Below are 16890 nucleotides of genomic sequence, written 5' to 3' on the forward strand. Positions count from 1 at the left end.
TACCCGAAGCGTGGGGAATCGATAATGTAGGTCCGGATATGGGGCAAACGCGCGGTTACGTGGATGCGGCGCGACCGGACGAGCCGCAGGGCGAGCTCCTCCGGGCGATGGTCCACTCCGCCCACGACGCGATCTTCGCGGTCGCCTGCGACTTCACCGTCCTGGCCTGGAACCCGGCGGCCGAGGCGCTGTACGGCTACCGCGCCGACGAGATCGTCGGCCGCAGCGTCGACGTGCTGATCCCCGACGACCGCCGGGCCGACCAGCGGGAGATGCTGCTGCTGATGCAGTCGGGCGCGCGGATCGAGCGGTTCCGCAGCCGCCGCCGGCACCGCGACGGGCACTGGCTGCAGGTCACGCTGACCATGTCGCCGCTGCTCGGCCCCGCCGGCGACATGATCGGCTACACCGTGATCGCCCGGGCGGTCAGCACCCGGGAACGGCTCGAGTCCAGCTTCCAGGCCCTGCTCGAGGCGGCGCCCGACGCGTTCGTCGGGGTCGGCGACGACGGCCGGGTGGTGCTGGCCAACACCGAGGCCGAGACGCTGTTCGGGCTGACCCGGCACGGCCTGATCGGCAAGGAGATCGACAAGCTGCTCACGCCGCCGCTGCCGGTCGACATCGCGCTGGTGCCGGCGGCGGGCGACGACCCCGGGCCGGCCGCGATGGCGCACCGGGCGGACGGGACGGCGGTGCCGGTCGAGGTGTCGGTGAGCATCCTGCCGACGGACGATGGCCGGATCCGCTGTGCCGTCATCCGGGACATCACCGAGCGCGTACGGGCGCAGGAACGGTATCTGCAGTTGCAGGCCGAGGCCGAGCGCGCCCACGTGGAGGCGCAACTGCAACGCACGCAGCGCCTCGAGGGCCTGGGTCAGCTCGCCGGCGGGGTCGCGCACGACTTCAACAACCTGATCGCGGTGATCAGCAACTACGCGACGTTCATCGCCGAGGCGGCGGCCGAGGACGGGCTCACCGAGATCGCCGGCGACGCCGAGCAGATCACCAAGGCGGCCCAGCGCGGCGCCGACCTCACCCACCAGCTGCTGGCGTTCGCCCGGCGCGAGGTGGTGCGGCCGCGGGCGCTCAACCTCAACGAGGTGGTGACCGACATCGAGCAGATGCTGCGCCGGTCGATCGGCGAGCACATCGCCCTGGACGTACGGCTGCAGGATGGTCTTTCGTCGATCACCGCCGACCCCGGCCAGCTCGACCAGGTGCTGGTGAACCTGGCGGTGAACGCGCGCGACGCGATGCCGCGTGGCGGGACGATCACGATCGAGACCTGCGACCTGGCCGTGGACCGCGAGTACGCCGCCACCCGCCCGCACCTGCGCACCGGCCGCTACGTGCGGCTGCGGGTCAGCGACACCGGCACCGGCATGCCGCCCGAGGTGATCGAGCGGGCGTTCGAGCCGTTCTACACGACCAAGCCGGCCGGCAAGGGCACCGGGCTGGGCCTGGCCACCGTCTACGGCATCATCACGGCCGCGGGCGGCGACCTGGGCATCTACTCCGAGCCGGGCCTGGGCACCACGTTCACCATCCTGCTGCCGACCACCGACGCCCGCCCGGCCGAGGTCGAGGAGCCGGCCGAGCCCGCGCCCACCGACTACCGCCGCGGCACGATCCTCGCCGTCGAGGACGAGCCGGCCCTGCGCGACGTGCTGCAACGCATCCTGGCCGGGGCCGGGCACGAGGTGCTGATCGCCGCCGACGGCCCGGCCGCGCTCGCCCTCGCCGCCGCCCACGACGGCCGGATCGACCTGCTGCTCACCGACGTGGTCATGCCGCACATGCTGGGCAAGGACCTGGCCGAGCGGTTCCGCGCGGTGGCGCCCGGGGCCGGGGTGCTGTTCATGTCCGGCTACGCCCGCCCGGCGCTGGCCTCGCAGGGCACGCTCGACCCCGAGATGACGCTGGTCGAGAAGCCGTTCTCGAAGGCGCAGCTGCTCGATGCCGTGCGCGAGTGCCTGTCATCCTTGGAGCCGTGACCACGATCGGGTTCCTGCACACCGCCGACGTCCACGTGCCCACGTTCCGGGCCCTGCGCGAGGAGCTCGCTCCCGGCTGGCAGGACCTGCACGTCGCCGACGCGTCGCTGCTGGCCGACGCCCGCCGGGACGGCATCACCCCCGGCCTGGCCGCGCGGATCGACGCCCATCTGCACGACCTGGCCGACCGGGGCGCCGACGTGATCGTCTGCACCTGCTCGACGCTGGGCGGCCACGTCGAGCGGCGCACGGCCGACCTCGGCGTGCCGGTGCTGCGGCTGGACCGGCCGATGGCCGAGGAGGCGGTGGCGGCCGGCTCGCGGATCGCCGTCGTCGCCACGGTGGCCTCGACCCTGGCCCCGACCGGCGACCTGCTGCGCGCCGCCGCGGCCGGTCGCGAGCTCGCCCTCACCGAGGTGCTCTGCGCCGAGGCCTGGCCGCTCTTCGAGGCCGGCGACCTCGACGGCTACTGCCGGACCGTCGCCGCCCGGGCGCGCGAGAGCGCCGCCGGAGTCGACGTGATCGTGCTGGCCCAGGCCAGCCTCACGCCGGCCGCGGCGCTGCTCGCGGATCTGCCGATCCCCGTGCTGAGCAGCCCGCGGGCGGCGGTGGCCCGGGCCATCGCCACGGCCGCCTGAGACGCCGCCGGCCGCTTTCCGGCCCGCCGCGGTCCCCACCCGGCCGTTACCGGGCGCTCGCCGGCCCGCCGCGGTCCCGCCCGGCCGCTTGCCGGCCGGCCGGGCTCAGCGCTCGGCCGGGTCCTCGTCGTCGCTGTCGATCAGCTCGTCCTCGGCCGACTGGCGCTGGGCCGGAACCTGCTCCTCGCCGTCCTCGGCACCGTGCCGGGGGCCGGCGACCGGCGCCTCGGCCGGCTGCGGGATCGCGTGGCCGTTGCCCTGCGCGGCCGGCGCGATCAGCGCCTGCTCCGGCAGCTCGCCGGCGACCTGCGGCTGGTCGACCCAGAGCGCGCGCAGCTGGCCCTGCATGAAGGTGGTCAGCCGCTGGCGGTACTCCCGGTCGAACTGCTCGAGCGCCTCGATCTGGTCCTGGAGTGCCTCGCGCTTGGTGCCGAGGCTGCCGACCACGTCGTCATAGCGCTGCCGGGCCTGCAGGTTGAGGTGGTCGGCGTTGGCCTGCGCGTCGAGGCCGATCTGGTCGCCCTGCGCGCGGGCCTCGGTCACGATCTTCTCGGCCGAGCGGCGCGCCTCCTCGGTGCGCTGGTGCGAGTCGCGGGCGATCTGCTCGGCGGCGGCGCGGGCGTCGGTGAGGATCTTCTCGGCCTCACGGCGGACGTTGTGCGCGTGCACCTGGGCGTCGCGGGCGATCTGCTCGGCCGCGGCCAGCGCGTCCGTCCGGATCTTGTCGGCCTGGTGGTGGGCGCGGGCGACGTGCTCCTCGGCGGTGCGCTGGGCGAGCGTCAGCACCTGGAGGGCCTGGTTGGGGTGGGCCTGCGGGGGCGGAACGACCGCCTGCTCAGAGGTCTGGCTGTCCGCTGACGTCCCATTGAGAAGCACTTTTACTCGATCCTTCATACGGTTGTCGGACAAGATGAAGACCTCCGGTGAGCCACCTGCGACGGGGGCGCTGGCGTGATCCGGCGGGGATGCTACCAACTTGAGCAGGCGTTTCGCGAGGGGCGAAGAGGCCTGATATGCCTCCGGAGAGTTCACCCGAACGGCGTAGGGCGACCGCGGCCCCGCGTCCCACTACCCTGAGACCGTGGCAGACGACGCCGTGACCTCCGCCGTGCGGGAGGTGCTGTCCGTCATCCCGGCCGGCTGCTCCTGGCTGCGCCCGGTGAGCGCCGGCGACGGCACTGTGGTCGACTTCGAGGTGGCGGCGGCGAGCGGCAGCGGCCACGACATCTACCGCCGCGGCGCCGACCGGGTCGACTCCCTGCTCAGCGAGCTCTACCCGAGCATGGTCGGCGGCTCGCTGTGGGAGCTCTACCTGCGGGTGCTGCGCACCGGCGAGCCGGGAAAGCTCGACGAGTTCCGGTACGAGGAGAAGGCGGCCGGCGTCGTGCCCCGCTCCCTGTTCGACGTCTCGGTCCACCGCGTCCTGGGCGGCCTGCTGGTCTGGTGGCAGCGGCTCGACGAGGACCGCCGCCGCCTCGAGCGCACCGAGCAGCTGGGCAACCTCGGCTGGGCCGAGTACGACCTGGTGACCGGCGAGAGCCACTGGTCGCCCGGGATGTACCGGCTGTTCGAGCGCGACCCCGCCCTCGGCCCGCTGAGCCAGGCCGAGCAGGGCGCCGCGGTCCACCCCGACGATCGCGGGCTGGGCGAGGCGGCCTGGCAGACCATGGACGTCGGCGGCGTCTCGGACGTGACCGTGCGCTTCCGGATCGGCGAGCGCGCCAAGCACCTGCGGGTGCTGTCGGATGTGTCGATGGACGCCGACGGCCGGCCGCTCAAGGTCAACGCGGTGGTGCAGGACGTGACGGCGCGGGTGGAGACCCGCGGGGCGATCGAGCGGCTCAGCGACCAGTTGCGGACGCGGGAGCTGACCGCGATCGCCGAGCACCGCCTGGCCGCCAAGCTGCAGAACATGATCCAGCCGATCCCGGCCGCCCCGCTGCGGCTGCCCGGGCTCGAGGTGATGGTCGGCTACCTGCCGGCCGAGAGCGCGATCCGGGTCGGCGGCGACTGGTACCACGCGCAGGAGCTGGCCGACGGGCGGTCGGTGCTCGCGGTCGGCGACGTGGCCGGGCACGGGCTGTCGGCCGCCAGCAGCATGGCGCACCTGCGGTTCGCGCTGATCGCGTGGCTGGCCATCGGCATCGACGACCCGGCCACCCTGCTGCGGCATCTCAACCAGCTGTGCGGGCGGCTGCGGGTGACCGGGACCGCGGTGATCGCGATCTTCGACCCGGCCGCGCGGTCGCTGACCTGGGGGCGGGCCGGGCACGCGGCGCCGCTGCTGGCCCGGGGCGGGACGGCGCTGCCGCTCGACCTGCCGGCGGGACTGCTGCTCGGCGCGGACGACGAGTCGACGTACCAGGTGCTCACGCCCTGCCTCGCCGGCGGCGATCTGCTGCTGCTCTACACCGACGGTCTGGTCGAGCGGCGCCGGCCGGGCACGCCGAGCCTGCTGGCCGAGGTGGTGGCGGCGGTCGGCGCGGCGTCGGTCGAGCCGCCCGAGCAGGCGCTGGCCGGCCTGGCCGGGCGTCTCAACCGGCCGAGCCCGGACGACGACACCTGCACGGTCGCGGTCCGCGTTCTTTAAAGGATCATCCCCAGTCGTACGGCGGTGTGGCCGTCGCCGTCCGACCCGATCCCGACCTCGTCGCAGATCCGCTCGACGATCGCGAGACCCCGGCCGCGCGGCTCGTCGGCGGCCGGCATGGCCCGCCCGAAGCCCGGCGGCACGCCCTCGTCGACCACGTCGCAGCGGACCCGGCCGGGCTCGGCCCAGATGCGCACCACGCCGCCGCCGCGCGTGTGCTGCAGCGTGTTGGTCGCCAGCTCGCTGACGGCCACCGCGAGCAGGTCGGCCCGCAGCCGGGAGAGGCCGAGCACGGCCGCCTCGCCGCGGACGAACTCGCGCACCACGGCCAGGTCGCCGGGCTCGCGGTAGGAGGACTCGGCCGGCCGCGTCGCGGCGGCGGGCGGGTCGAGCGGGGTGCTCACGGCGTCACTCACCGACCCGATCGTTGCCGTTCCGGAGGCCGGCCCCGTTGTGCCCGTCGGTCCCGTGCCCGTCGGCCGCGTGCCGGGCCAGCAGCTCGCCGACGCCGGTGAGGTCGAGGACGGCCGCGACCGAGCCGCTCGGGTTCTCCAGGTAGAGGCGCCCGCCGCGCTCGGACGCCGCGCGGTAGGCGGCGACCAGGCCGTGCACGCCGCTGGAGTCGAGGAAGTCGACGGCGGCCAGGTCGACCACGACCGACGAGGAACGGCCGACGGCGTCGAGCAGGGTGGCGATCAGCTCCTCGCGGACGGCGAGGTCGCAATCGCCGGCCAGGGCGACCCGGACGCGGCCCGGCTCGTCGGAGGTGGTGGCAGCGAAACGACCCATCGATGCCTCCTTCCCCGCGCGGACGGAGCCATCATGTCATCCGCCGGGCCCCGTTCCAACGGGTTCCGCCCTCGGGGCGACCCATGTGGTCGACTTACACCATTAAGGCGGTTAACGGCGGTTTAGTATCGGTCTGTCGGATCAACAGCACAGCGGCGACGGGGGTCTCATGAGGTTGCGACGTTTCTGGATCCTCGCGGTGGCCGCCTCCACCGCCGCCCTTCTCGCCTCCGCCGCGCCGGCCCGGGCCGACTCCGTGCACACGGTGGCCTCCTGGGAGATGAACGAGCCGGCCGGGTCGCGCGTGATGCACGACGACAGCGGCAACGGGCTGGACGGCCGGATCGGCCGCGAGGTGATCACCGGTTCGGGCGACTTCCGATTCACCCGCCTGGAGCCGGACACCCCGCCGACCCACCCGCGGCACCTGGTCGTGGTGCCGAATGCGGGCGCGCTCAACCCGGGCGACCGGGAGTTCGAGATCTCGATGCGGCTGCGGACGGTCTACCACTTCGGCAACATCGTCCAGAAGGGACAGGCCACGGTGGCCGGCGGCAGCTACAAGCTGCAGATCCCGAGCGGCAAGGTGCAGTGCTGGTTCCGGGGCTCGGCCGGGCAGGTGCTGGTGACCGCGCCGCGGGCGATCAACGACGGGCGCTGGCACACGGTCACCTGCACCCGCTACTCCGACGGGGTGGAGCTGGCGATCGACGGGTCGGAGGTGGCGTGGCGCTCGGGCGGGACCGGGCGGATCGCGAACTCGTGGCCGCTGTCGATCGGCGGCAAGACCGCCTGCGACCAGAGGTCGGTCGGCTGCGACTACTTCGCGGGCGATCTGGATTACGTACGCGTCGACGCCGCCGGACACGACTGGTAGCGCTCGCGCCACGCTCCGAGAGATCGCCGGCCGTGATCGCCTCCGAGGTTGACACTCGGGGGCGGACCGGGCGAATGTTCGACCATGAGCGATGAGTGGCCCGGCGCGGGAACCCTGCTGGCCGCGCGCTACCGCCTGGTCGCGCTCCTCGAGACCGGTGGCATGGCGCAGATCTGGCATGCCCGCGACGAGTCGCTGGACCGCAACGTCGCGGTGAAGCTGCCGAAGGGCCCGCAGGTGGTGTGGCGCGAGGCCCGGATGGCGGCCAAGCTCCAGCATCCGGCGATCGCCGCCGTCCACGACTACCGCGAGGCGGTGCGTCCGGACGGGACGGTCTCGCCGTTCGTGGTGATGGAGCTGCTGGCCGGCGAGACGGTGGCGGCGCGCCTGGTCCGCGAGACGTTCGGCTGGCCGGAGGCGGCCCGGGTCGGCGCGGCGGTGGCCGACGCGCTGGCCGCCGCCCACGCGAGCGGCGTCGTGCACCGCGACATCAAGCCCGGCAACGTCATGATCACCCCGACCGGTGTGAAGATCCTCGACTTCGGCATCAGCGCCACCGCCGGCGAGCCGGACGACGACGACACCGGCGCGACCTTCGGCACCCCGGCCTACGTGGCGCCCGAACGGCTGGACGGCATGCCCGCCGAGCCCGCGACCGACGTGTACGGCCTCGGCGTGCTGCTGTTCGAGATGGTGACCGGCCAGCCGCCGTACCCGGTGGAGACCTGGGAGGAGCTCGACGAGGCCCGCCTCTCCGGCCCCGGCACCCTCCCGTCGTCGCTGCCGGCCGATTTCCGCGCCGTCGTCGAGGGTTGCCTGGCCGAGGACCCGGCCGGCCGCCCGGCCGCGAGCGAGGTCCGCTTCACCCTGACGTCGCTGTGGCTGGCCGACGAGCCCGCCACCGACGCCACCGCCACGCCCGGCGCCGCACCCACCCCGGCCGCCGCGCCCCCGGCCTCCGCGCCGCCGGCCTCCGCGCCGCCGGCCTCCGCGCCGCCGGCCGCCGCGCCGGTGTCACCCGCCGCCCGGCCCACCTCGCCCCCGCAAGCATCCCGGCCCACCTCGCCCCCGCCCGCATCCCGGCCCACCTCGCCCCCGCCGGCGTCCCGGCCGACGTCGCCCCCGCCGGCATCCCGGCCGACGTCGCCGCAGCCCGCGCCCGAGCCGCAGTTCGCCGCCGGCGCCTCCCCGGTCCGGCCGCGGGTCGCCGAGATGGTGTGGCCCGAGCCCGCCGCCGGCCGCGTCGCCGCCGCCACCCTGCCGCGCACCCCGCCACCCCCGAAGCGCCGCCTGGCCTTCGTCCTGGCCGTCCTGGCGCTGCTGGCCGCGGCGGGCGGCATCTACGCCGTGATCAACCGGCCGAGCGAGGGCACCGACGCCGACGCGCCCGCGGCCACCCCGACCGCCACGCTCTACTACTCGCTCGAGCCACCGGCCGCCCCGCCGGCCACCCGGCCGTCCAGCGCCGCGCCCACCACGTCGCCGACGCCCAAGCTCAGCTTCGACGACGCCCTGAGCAACCTGCGCGCCGCGGTCGAGGACGGCCGCGACAACGGCAGCATCCGCGGCGACGTCGCGACCGACTTCCTCAACCTGATCCGCAACCTCGGCCGCACGGACGGCAAGGCCGTCGACGCCCAGGTCGCCCAGCTGCGCCAGAAGATCACCCAGCGCATCGGCGAGGAGGACGCCCTCAGCGCCGCCCAGGCCGCCGTGCTGCGGGCCCGGGTGACCGATCTGGATCGCGCCGCGGGGATGTAGGTCAGGCCGTGCCGCGAATCACCAGCCGGGTCGGCAGCACGATCTCCTGGTCGCCCTCGTCGTCGCCGTCGAGCTTGGCCAGCAGCAGCCGGACCATCTCCCGGCCCATCTCGGCGATCGGCTGGTCGACGCTGGTCAGCGGGGGCTCGGTGTGCCGGGCGATGACCGAGTCGTCGAAGCCGATCAGCGCGACGTCCTCGGGCACGCGCCGGCCGAACTGCCGCAGCACCCGCAGCGCGCCGGCGGCCATCGTGTCGGAGGCCGCGAAGACGCCGTCGACCTCGGGGTACTGCTCGAGCAGCCGGTACATGGCGGCGGCGCCGCTCTCCTGGCTGAAGTCGCCGAACGCGACCGGGCCGTCGCCGACCACGTCGCGGTAGCCGTCGAGGCGGGCGATGCCGGCGGCCAGGTCGAGCGGGCCGGTGATGGCGGCGATGCAGCGGCGGCCCTGGGCCTGCAGGTAGGCGACCGCCTCGCGGGCGCCGGCCCGGTTGTCGGCGTCGACGAAGGTGCCGCGCTCGGTGTTGTAGATCGGCCGGCCGACCCGGACCGTGGCCACCCCGCGCTCCTCGAGCAGCGCCGGCAGCGGGTCGTCGCCGTGCAGCGAGAGCAGCAGGGCGCCGTCGACGTGCTGGCGGGTCAGGTAGCCCTCGAGCCGGCGGCGCTCCTCGGGCGCCTGCGCGATCATGAGGACCATCTGGAGGTTGCGGGCCACCAGCACCGAGGAGACGGCCTGCACGATGCGGCCGAAGAACGGCTCGGCGAAGAACCGCTCCCCCGACTCGAAGACGACCAGCGCGACCGAGTCGGTCCGCTGCGTCACGAGCGTGCGGGCGGCCCGGTTGGGCACGTAGCCGAGCTCGGCGATCGCGTCCTCGACCGCCTGCTTGGCCCGGGGGCTGACCTGCGCCGACCCGTTCACGACCCGGGACACCGTGCCGCGGCCGACGCCGGCGCGCAGCGCCACCTCTTCCAGGGTCGGCCGGCCGGTCGCCCGGCTCCGGTCCGTGGTCATCCGTGGCACCTCCTCCGCGCGGCTCCCGCCGCGCCCGACGACGCGACTGGGGTCGCGCCCGACACAAAGTACCTGCATTGCGCAGCCCAGCACATGATCAGCCCGTCACCTTCGCCTCGTCGCTCACCGTAAAACTCCGCAGGGCCGGCGTCCCGGCCGCGATCAGACCCGTCGCGACCAGCGCGCTCACGCCGCCGACGAGCAGCGCCACGCCGCCCGAGGTGGCCGACGCGAGCAGCCCGGCGCGCAGGTTGCCCAGCTGCGGCCCGGCCTCGCCGGTGATCGCCTCCAGCGCCGACACCCGGCCCTGGTACGCGTCCGGCGTCACGGTCTGCACGACCGTTCCCCGGGACACCACCGTCCACGTGTCGGCCGCCCCGGCCACCGCGATCAGCGCCAGCACGACCGGCAGGCCCACGTCGAAACCGGTCAGCGCCAGGGCCACGGCCCAGACCGCGCCGCAGGCCAGCATCAGGACGCCGGGGTGGCGCCGCCGGGTGGCCAGGCCGGAGACCGCGGAGGCCGTCACCCCGCCGACGGCCAGCGCGGTGGTGAACAGGCCGAGCACCTCGGGGCGTCCGCCGTACCGCTCCGCGTTGATCACCGGGAACAGGGCGACCGGCATGGCGAGCATGGTGACGGCGAGGTCGAGCAGCAGCGCCCCGCGCACCTCGGGGGTGCGCGCCGCGTACGCGATGCCGGCCCGCACCGCCGCGATGCCCCGCCGCCCCACCGACGCCGGCACGCCCCGGGGCAGCCCCGACAGCCCGATCAGCGCCGCCACGTAGGTCAGCGCGTCGAAGGCGAAGCACCAGCCCACCCCCGCGAGCGCGGTGAGACCGCCGGCCGCGGCCGGGCCGAGCAGCATCGCGAGCTGGAACGACAGGTGGTTGAGGGCCAGGCCGGCGGCCAGCCGGTCGCCCTTCAGCAGCAGCGGGACGAACGCGCGGCGAGCCGGCCCGCCGAGCGCCCCGAGGCAGGAGCGGACCGCCGCGAGGCCGAGCATGACCGGCACCCCGCCCACGCCGGTGAGGGCCACGACGGTCATCGCGACGCTCACCGCGATCGAGCCCCAGGTGCAGCGCAGCGCGAGCCGGCGCCGGTCGACGTGGTCGATGAAGCCGGTGCCGGCCAGACCGATAATGATCAGGGGCAGCCCGGAGGCGAGCCCGACCAGGCCGACCGCGGCGGCGCTGTGCGTGCTCTGCCAGACGTAGAAGACGACCGCGAACACGCCGAACTGGCCCCCGAAGCCGGACGCCGCGCCACCCAGCCAGAGGCGGCGGAACGTGCGGTTCTCCCGGAGCGGGCGCAGGTCGACGGCGACCCTCATGCGAGCTGATCCACGCGGGCACCGTAGCAAGACATTGAGATGGGAGCGCTCCCATGACACGATGATGTCATTCGATGGAAACCTTCGGGGGGAATGACATGCGAGTCGATCGGCGTCGCGCCGGCTGGGTCTGGGCGCTCGCCGCCGCGCTGGTGCTGACCGGATGCTCCGGCGGGCCGGGGCGGCGGCCGTCGGCGAGCGCGCCGGTGAAGGACCGGGTCGCCGACCTGCTCGGCCGCATGTCGCTCGCCGACAAGATCGGGCAGATGACCCAGGCCGAGCGGGACGGCGTCACCCCCGACCAGGTCACCGAGTTCCGCCTCGGGTCGGTGCTGTCCGGCGGCGGCTCCGCGCCGGACGACAACACCCCGGCCGGGTGGGCGGACATGTACGACGCCTACCAGCGCGGCGCGCTGGCCACCCCGCTGAAGATCCCGATGTTGTACGGGACCGACGCCGTGCACGGCGACAACAACGTGCCCGGCTCGACGATCTTCCCGCACAACATCGGCCTCGGCGCCACCCGCGACCCGGCCCTGGTGCAGCGGATCGGCACGGCCACCGCCGAGGAGGTCACCGGCGCCGGCCCGGACTGGACGTTCGCGCCCTGCCTGTGCGTCGCCCGCGACGACCGCTGGGGCCGCACCTACGAGTCGTTCGGCGAGAACCCGGAGATCGCCACCGGGATGACCACGATCGTGGACGGTCTGCAGACCGGGCCCGCGCGGATCATGGCGACGGCCAAGCACTATCTCGGCGACGGCGGCACGACCGGCGGCGACGACCAGGGCGACACCGAGCTGAGCGAGGCCGACCTGCGGGCCGTTCACCTGCCGCCGTTCAAGGCCGCGGTCGACCGCGGTGTCGGGGCCGTGATGATCTCGTTCAGCAGCGTCGGCGGGCTCAAGATGCACGCCGACAAGTACCTGATCACCGACGTGCTCAAGAAGGAGCTGGGCTTCACCGGCATCACGATCTCGGACTGGGCCGCCATCGACCAGCTCGACGGGCAGCCCGGCTTCACCCGGGCCGAGGTCGTCACCGCGGTCAACGCCGGGCTCGACATGCTGATGGTGCCGGAGAACTGGCAGACCTTCCTCGGCTACCTGCGCGCGGCGGTCGAGGCCGGCGAGATCCCGATGTCCCGGATCGACGACGCCGTCACCCGGATCCTGACCAGGAAGTTCGAGCTGGGACTGTTCGAGAAGCCGTACGCGGACCGGGCGTACGCGGACACGATCGGCAGCGCGGCGCACCGCGCGCTGGCCCGCCAGGCCGTGCGCGAGTCGCAGGTGCTGCTGCGCAACGAGGACGACGTGCTGCCGCTGGCCAAGGGCGGCGGCAAGATCTTCGTGGCGGGCAAGAACGCCGACGACATCGGCAACCAGTGCGGCGGCTGGACGGTCACCTGGCAGGGTTCCAGCGGCGACACGATCCCCGGCGGCACCACGATCCTGCAGGGCATCCGGGACGTCGCCGGGACCGGCACCAAGGTCGACTACGAGCGCTACGGCGACGGCGTCGACGGCACCTACCGGGCGGCGATCGCGGTGGTCGGCGAGACCCCGTACGCGGAGGGAGAGGGCGACAGCCCCGGCGGCCTCGGGCTCGACGAGGAGGACCGGCAGACCCTCGCCAAGCTCGAGGCGACCGGCGTCCCGCTCATCGTCGTCACGGTCAGCGGCCGCCCGCTCGACATCGCGGCCGAAGCCGGCAAGTGGGACGCGCTGGTGGCGGCGTGGCTGCCGGGCAGCGAGGGCGCGGGCGTGGCCGACGTGCTGTTCGGCGACTACGCGCCGACCGGGCGCCTGCCGATGACCTGGCCGCGGTCCGGCGACCAGGAGCCGATCAACCAGGGCGACGGGAAGACGGGGCTCTACGCGTACGGCTATGGGCTCTCCTACGCCGACCGCGGCGCCGACAGCGCCCCACCCAGCGCGCCCGGCACCCCGGCCGCGCCAAGCGTGACCACGACGGCGCTGAAGCTGACCTGGATGGCCTCGACCGACACCGGCGGCAGCGGTCTCGACGGCTACGACGTGCTGCGGGACAACGCGCTGGCCGGCACCACGACCGCGACCTCGTTCCGCCTCGGCTCCCTGACCCCCGGATCGCGCTACGCCTTCACCGTGGTGGCGCGCGACAAGGCCGGCAACCGCTCGGCCCCCTCGACCCCGCTGGTGATCACCGTCCCGATCCCCGGCGGTTGCAAGACGCGTGGGGGCACCTGTGCCGCCACGTAGACTCCCCGATCCCCCCACCGTAGGAGCGCTCATGTTCCGACGCGTCGCACTCGCGACCGCAGCCGCCGCCGCCCTCGTGGCCGGCATCATCACGGCCCTGCCCGCCTCCGCCGCCACCGGCGGAACGGGAACCGGCTACCTGCACACCAGCGGCAACAAGATCCTGGACAGCACCGGAGCGACCGTCCGGCTGACCGGCATCAACTGGTTCGGCATGGAGACCGACAACAAGACCTTCCACGGTCTGTGGGCCAGCAACCCGTGGCGCAGCCAGCTCGACACGATGGCGTCGCTCGGCTACAACACGCTGCGCATCCCCTTCTCCGACGACGCGCTCAAAGCGGGCGCGACCGCCACCGGCATCAACGACTACGTGAACCCCGACCTGATCGGCCTGTCGCCGTTGCAGATCCTCGACAAGGTGATCGCCTACTCGGGCAGCAAGGGCATGCGGGTCATCCTCGACCGGCACCGGCCCACGGCGGCCGGGCAGACCGCGCTCTGGTACACCTCGGCCGTCCCCGAGAGCACGTGGATCGCCGACTGGCAGTCGCTGGCCCGGCGGTACGCGGGCAACACCACGGTGATCGGGGCCGACCTGCACAACGAGCCGCACGCGGAGGGGACCAACCCGGCGGCCACCGGCGCGTGCTGGGGCTGCGGCGACACGGCGCGGGACTGGCGGCTGGCGGCCGAGCGGGCCGGCAACGCGATCCTCTCGGTGCAGCCGAACTGGCTGATCTTCGTCGAGGGCGTGTCCTGCCCGAGCGGCGGCCTCTCCAACGTCTGGGACAACGACACCAGCAACGACGAGGACTGCGGCTGGTGGGGTGGCAACCTCTCCAAGGCGGGCGATTTCCCGGTACGCCTGTCGGTCGCCAACCGGCTGGTCTACTCGCCGCACGAGTACGCCACGTCGGTCTACCACCAGACCTGGTTCGACGACCCGTCGTACCCGGCCAACATGCCGGCGATCTGGGACCACTACTGGGGTTACCTGTACAAGCAGAACATCGCGCCGATCATGATGGGCGAGTTCGGCACCACGCTGCAGGCCAACGTCGACAAGATCTGGCTCCAGGAGCTGCTGAAGTACACCGGGACGGGTGTCAACGGCATGTCGTTCACGTACTGGTCGTGGAACCCGAACTCGGGTGACACCGGCGGCATCGCGAACGACGACTGGACCACGATCAACCAGGCCAAGCAGTCGATCATCCAGCCGTACCTGATCCCGCCCGTCGGCGGTGGCGGCGGGCCCACGACGTCGCCGACCGGCCCGACCCCGTCGGCCTCGTCGTCCTCGCCCACGGCCGGCGCCTGCACCGTGACCTACAAGCAGGACAACGCGTGGCAGGGCGGCTTCCAGGGCTCGGTGACCGTGAAGAACACCGGCGGGACGCTCAACCCGTGGTCGGTGACGTGGACCTGGCCGTCCGGCGTGACGCTGGGCAGCGGCTGGAACGCGACGGTGACCCAGAGCGGCACGACCGTGACCGCGGCCGCGCCGACCTACGCCTCGTCGCTGGCGGCGGGGGCGTCGGTGACGATCGGTTTCACCGCCAACGGCACGGCGAGCACGCCGGCGTCGGTGAAGCTGAACGGCGCGGCCTGCGCCTAGCTTTTCTCCTTTCGGCAAGACCGAGCGGTGCGGGCCTCCGGGCGGCCCGCACCGCTCACCCCTTCCCAGGGTTCTCGTGGCCCCCCGGGCCGGTCAGGCCTCCGGCGTGCGGGACGGATCCGGGGTCTCGGACGGCTCGGGCGTCACGTCGTCCGACGGCTCGGGCGTCACGTCGTCCGACGGCGCGGGGCTCGTCTCCGACGGCGCCGGGCTTGCGGTCGGGGAGGCCGGCGGCTTGGCGGCCGGCTTCCTGCCGCGGGCCTGGATCGCCGCGGCGGTGTAGGCGGTTCCGGCATGGGTGCCGGTCACGGTGACGCCGAAGCCCACCGCGATGTCGGCCAGCGTCTTGCGGGCGCCGTTGACGTTGATGCGGATCCCGGCCGGCACCGCGATGGTCACCGTGCCGCGGCGGACGTCCTTCGTACCGCCCTTGACCTTCACCGTCAGTGTGCCGGCCGACGCGTCGACGGCGGTGACGGTGCCGGTGGCGGCAAACTTGGCCTTCACCGGCTTCTTCGGCTTGCTCGGCTTGTCGGACTTACCGTTTTTATCGGACTTGGTGGCGGAGACCGCGGAGTGCGGGCTCGCCACCGCCACGGTCGAGGCGGTGGGCAGAACGACAGCGGTGGCCAGCGCCGCGGCGACGGCTACACGTCGGAAACGCACTGTGACTCCTTGTGATCGGGGGTTGCCCCGATCGTGACCCCCGACGGGTGCGGCCCGGTTGCGGCCGGGGTCGTCACCGGTTGCGAAGCCGGCCGGCCCTCAGGCGCAGGCCGCGTTCTGCCCGCCACGAGGCCAGTTCCGGGCGCCCGCGGTCGGCGCGCCGACCACCCCGGCCGTCGCGGCGCCCAGCGCGTCGGCCCCGGCGAGACGGGCGCCCGAGAGGTCGGCGCCCTGCAAGCAGGCGTCCCGCAGGTCGGCGCCGCGCAGATCGGCCCCGCTCAGGTCCGCTCCGCGCAGGTCGGCCCGGCGCAGCGACGCGAGCTGCAGATCGGCGCCGCGCAGGGTCGCGTCCCGCAGCGTCGTGCCCTCGAGGGTGGCTCGTCGCAGCGACGTGCCGGTGGCATCGAGCCCGGTGAGATCCGCGTAGGGCAGGACGAGCCCGTCGAGGTTCGCTCCGGCGACGCGCGCGCCCGCCCGGAGATCGGCCCGGCCCGGCGCGGCCGTGGTCACCCCGGCGGCGGACTCGGCCGGGTGGCTGCTGAGCGCCGGCCAGCCCCGGGCGTGCCCGTAGACCACGACCAGCACCGCCAGACCGACCACGACCCCGATGCCCAGCCGGTTCCCGTCGGTGAAGAAGTCGCCGCCGAGCCAGAAGGCCAGCGCCCCGATCGTGGCGACGCCGGTGAGCAGGGCGCCGAACGGGCCGAAGACCTCGCCGGCCCAGGCCATCGCGACCACCGCGACAACCGGCCAGAGCCACAGCAGCCGATCCCGCGGGCGCGGCGGGGTGGTCCCGGCCGGGTCGGCGGATTGCCCGGCGCCGGTGCCCGTGGCCATCGGTGATCCGGTGTTCGCCATGGCCGTGAAGGGCGCGGCCCGCGGAATCGGCACGGGCGCGGGAAAGTCGCCGGGGCCGCGAACGTTCTCGGTCGGAAGCTCCGGCGCCTCGTCGTCCGGTTGGGTCTCCTCCGGTGGCGCCATGTTCCGCATCGTCGCAGCCGACGTCGAAGAACGCCAATACCCCGGCGGCGTCAGGGGTCCTGCGTGTCCGCATCGGACGATGGCCCGCCCGACGATGGCCCGTCGACCGGCGGGACACGGCGGCCGGCTCCGCGTAGCGGCCGAGATTCGCCCCGCCGAAGCCGAAGACATCCATGAGCCGCCGGTTCTGGGCGTACTCCGCGTCGTGGCTGCGCGGCGACGGCAGGCGCATGGCGTCGTACAGACGGAAGCGGCCGAGGTCGACCAGGACGGCCATGCTGACCCCGTACTCGTGAGCCAGCGCGACCGATCCACGGTAGGCCAGGAAGGCGACGGCGTACGGAACGAGCGCCATCAACAGCCACCACCCGTGCCACCAGAA

General features: G+C 73.9%; 14 protein-coding genes. 7 read left to right on the top strand and 7 right to left on the bottom strand.

The window, feature by feature from the left end; genetic code table 11:
• The first annotated feature begins 38 nt into the window (after positions 1 to 38).
• Positions 39 to 1994 (top strand): PAS domain S-box protein, encoded by a 1956-nt coding sequence (locus ACZ6TB_RS02785; RefSeq protein WP_465549832.1) that lies wholly within the window; start codon positions 39 to 41, stop codon positions 1992 to 1994.
• The gene (locus tag ACZ6TB_RS02790) at positions 1991 to 2632 is read left to right on the top strand and encodes an aspartate/glutamate racemase family protein (protein ID WP_465549834.1); all 642 of its coding nucleotides are present in this window, start codon (positions 1991 to 1993) and stop codon (positions 2630 to 2632) included. Before ACZ6TB_RS02785 ends, ACZ6TB_RS02790 begins: the two co-directional genes overlap by 4 nt.
• Before the next feature lie 105 nt (positions 2633 to 2737).
• Here ACZ6TB_RS02790 and ACZ6TB_RS02795 read toward each other — a convergent pair whose 3' ends face one another.
• Positions 2738 to 3508, bottom strand: a complete 771-nt coding sequence (locus tag ACZ6TB_RS02795) for a hypothetical protein (protein ID WP_465549836.1) — start codon at positions 3506 to 3508, stop codon at positions 2738 to 2740.
• Between the two features lie 205 nt (positions 3509 to 3713).
• On the opposite strand from ACZ6TB_RS02795, the gene ACZ6TB_RS02800 reads away from it, so the two are divergent.
• The gene (locus ACZ6TB_RS02800) at positions 3714 to 5222 is read left to right on the top strand and encodes a PP2C family protein-serine/threonine phosphatase (protein ID WP_465549838.1); all 1509 of its coding nucleotides are present in this window, start codon (positions 3714 to 3716) and stop codon (positions 5220 to 5222) included.
• Here ACZ6TB_RS02800 and ACZ6TB_RS02805 read toward each other — a convergent pair.
• Complete coding sequence (locus ACZ6TB_RS02805; RefSeq protein ID WP_465549840.1) at positions 5219 to 5638, bottom strand: ATP-binding protein; 420 nt, start codon at positions 5636 to 5638, stop codon at positions 5219 to 5221. The two genes, ACZ6TB_RS02800 and ACZ6TB_RS02805, sit on opposite strands and share 4 nt — an antisense overlap.
• Complete coding sequence (locus ACZ6TB_RS02810) at positions 5631 to 6011, bottom strand: STAS domain-containing protein (RefSeq protein WP_465549841.1); 381 nt, start codon at positions 6009 to 6011, stop codon at positions 5631 to 5633. Before ACZ6TB_RS02810 ends, ACZ6TB_RS02805 begins: the two co-directional genes overlap by 8 nt.
• A gap of 169 nt (positions 6012 to 6180) precedes the next feature.
• Between ACZ6TB_RS02810 and ACZ6TB_RS02815 the strand changes: the two genes are divergently transcribed.
• Positions 6181 to 6888 (top strand): laminin G domain-containing protein, encoded by a 708-nt coding sequence (locus ACZ6TB_RS02815; protein WP_465549843.1) that lies wholly within the window; start codon positions 6181 to 6183, stop codon positions 6886 to 6888.
• 84 nt (positions 6889 to 6972) lie between these two features.
• Complete coding sequence (locus ACZ6TB_RS02820) at positions 6973 to 8649, top strand: serine/threonine-protein kinase (protein WP_465549845.1); 1677 nt, start codon at positions 6973 to 6975, stop codon at positions 8647 to 8649.
• A gap of 1 nt (position 8650) precedes the next feature.
• Here ACZ6TB_RS02820 and ACZ6TB_RS02825 read toward each other — a convergent pair whose 3' ends face one another.
• Entirely contained in the window at positions 8651 to 9664 is a 1014-nt protein-coding gene (locus tag ACZ6TB_RS02825) for a LacI family DNA-binding transcriptional regulator (RefSeq protein ID WP_465549847.1), read from the bottom strand.
• A gap of 97 nt (positions 9665 to 9761) precedes the next feature.
• The gene (locus ACZ6TB_RS02830; protein ID WP_465549849.1) at positions 9762 to 10997 is read right to left on the bottom strand and encodes an MFS transporter; all 1236 of its coding nucleotides are present in this window, start codon (positions 10995 to 10997) and stop codon (positions 9762 to 9764) included.
• 98 nt (positions 10998 to 11095) lie between these two features.
• Here ACZ6TB_RS02830 and ACZ6TB_RS02835 point away from each other — a divergent pair, with 98 nt between their 5' ends.
• The gene (locus tag ACZ6TB_RS02835; RefSeq protein ID WP_465549851.1) at positions 11096 to 13240 is read left to right on the top strand and encodes a glycoside hydrolase family 3 N-terminal domain-containing protein; all 2145 of its coding nucleotides are present in this window, start codon (positions 11096 to 11098) and stop codon (positions 13238 to 13240) included.
• A 31-nt stretch (positions 13241 to 13271) separates the two neighbouring features.
• On the top strand, positions 13272 to 14861 hold the full coding sequence (locus ACZ6TB_RS02840) for a cellulase family glycosylhydrolase (RefSeq protein ID WP_465549853.1): 1590 nt from the start codon (positions 13272 to 13274) through the stop codon (positions 14859 to 14861).
• Between the two features lie 93 nt (positions 14862 to 14954).
• Here ACZ6TB_RS02840 and ACZ6TB_RS02845 read toward each other — a convergent pair whose 3' ends face one another.
• Both ACZ6TB_RS02845 and ACZ6TB_RS02850 read right to left on the bottom strand, forming a co-directional pair.
• Entirely contained in the window at positions 14955 to 15527 is a 573-nt protein-coding gene (locus tag ACZ6TB_RS02845; RefSeq protein WP_465549855.1) for a hypothetical protein, read from the bottom strand.
• A 99-nt stretch (positions 15528 to 15626) separates the two neighbouring features.
• Positions 15627 to 16508 (bottom strand): pentapeptide repeat-containing protein, encoded by an 882-nt coding sequence (locus ACZ6TB_RS02850; RefSeq protein WP_465549857.1) that lies wholly within the window; start codon positions 16506 to 16508, stop codon positions 15627 to 15629.
• Positions 16509 to 16890 lie beyond the last annotated feature (382 nt).

The sequence above is a fragment of the Actinoplanes sp. NPDC051537 genome, from assembly GCF_055586105.1.

What these genes read in the sequence shown, in the direction of transcription:
- ACZ6TB_RS02785 (WP_465549832.1), top strand. Translation starts at nt 39, where the DNA reads ATGGGGCAAACGCGCGGTTACGTGGATGCGGCGCGACCGGACGAGCCG.
- ACZ6TB_RS02810 (WP_465549841.1), bottom strand. Translation starts at nt 6,011, where the DNA reads ATGGGTCGTTTCGCTGCCACCACCTCCGACGAGCCGGGCCGCGTCCGG.
- ACZ6TB_RS02815 (WP_465549843.1), top strand. Translation starts at nt 6,181, where the DNA reads ATGAGGTTGCGACGTTTCTGGATCCTCGCGGTGGCCGCCTCCACCGCC.
- ACZ6TB_RS02820 (WP_465549845.1), top strand. Translation starts at nt 6,973, where the DNA reads ATGAGCGATGAGTGGCCCGGCGCGGGAACCCTGCTGGCCGCGCGCTAC.
- ACZ6TB_RS02825 (WP_465549847.1), bottom strand. Translation starts at nt 9,664, where the DNA reads ATGACCACGGACCGGAGCCGGGCGACCGGCCGGCCGACCCTGGAAGAG.
- ACZ6TB_RS02830 (WP_465549849.1), bottom strand. Translation starts at nt 10,997, where the DNA reads ATGAGGGTCGCCGTCGACCTGCGCCCGCTCCGGGAGAACCGCACGTTC.
- ACZ6TB_RS02835 (WP_465549851.1), top strand. Translation starts at nt 11,096, where the DNA reads ATGCGAGTCGATCGGCGTCGCGCCGGCTGGGTCTGGGCGCTCGCCGCC.
- ACZ6TB_RS02840 (WP_465549853.1), top strand. Translation starts at nt 13,272, where the DNA reads ATGTTCCGACGCGTCGCACTCGCGACCGCAGCCGCCGCCGCCCTCGTG.
- ACZ6TB_RS02850 (WP_465549857.1), bottom strand. Translation starts at nt 16,508, where the DNA reads ATGGCGCCACCGGAGGAGACCCAACCGGACGACGAGGCGCCGGAGCTT.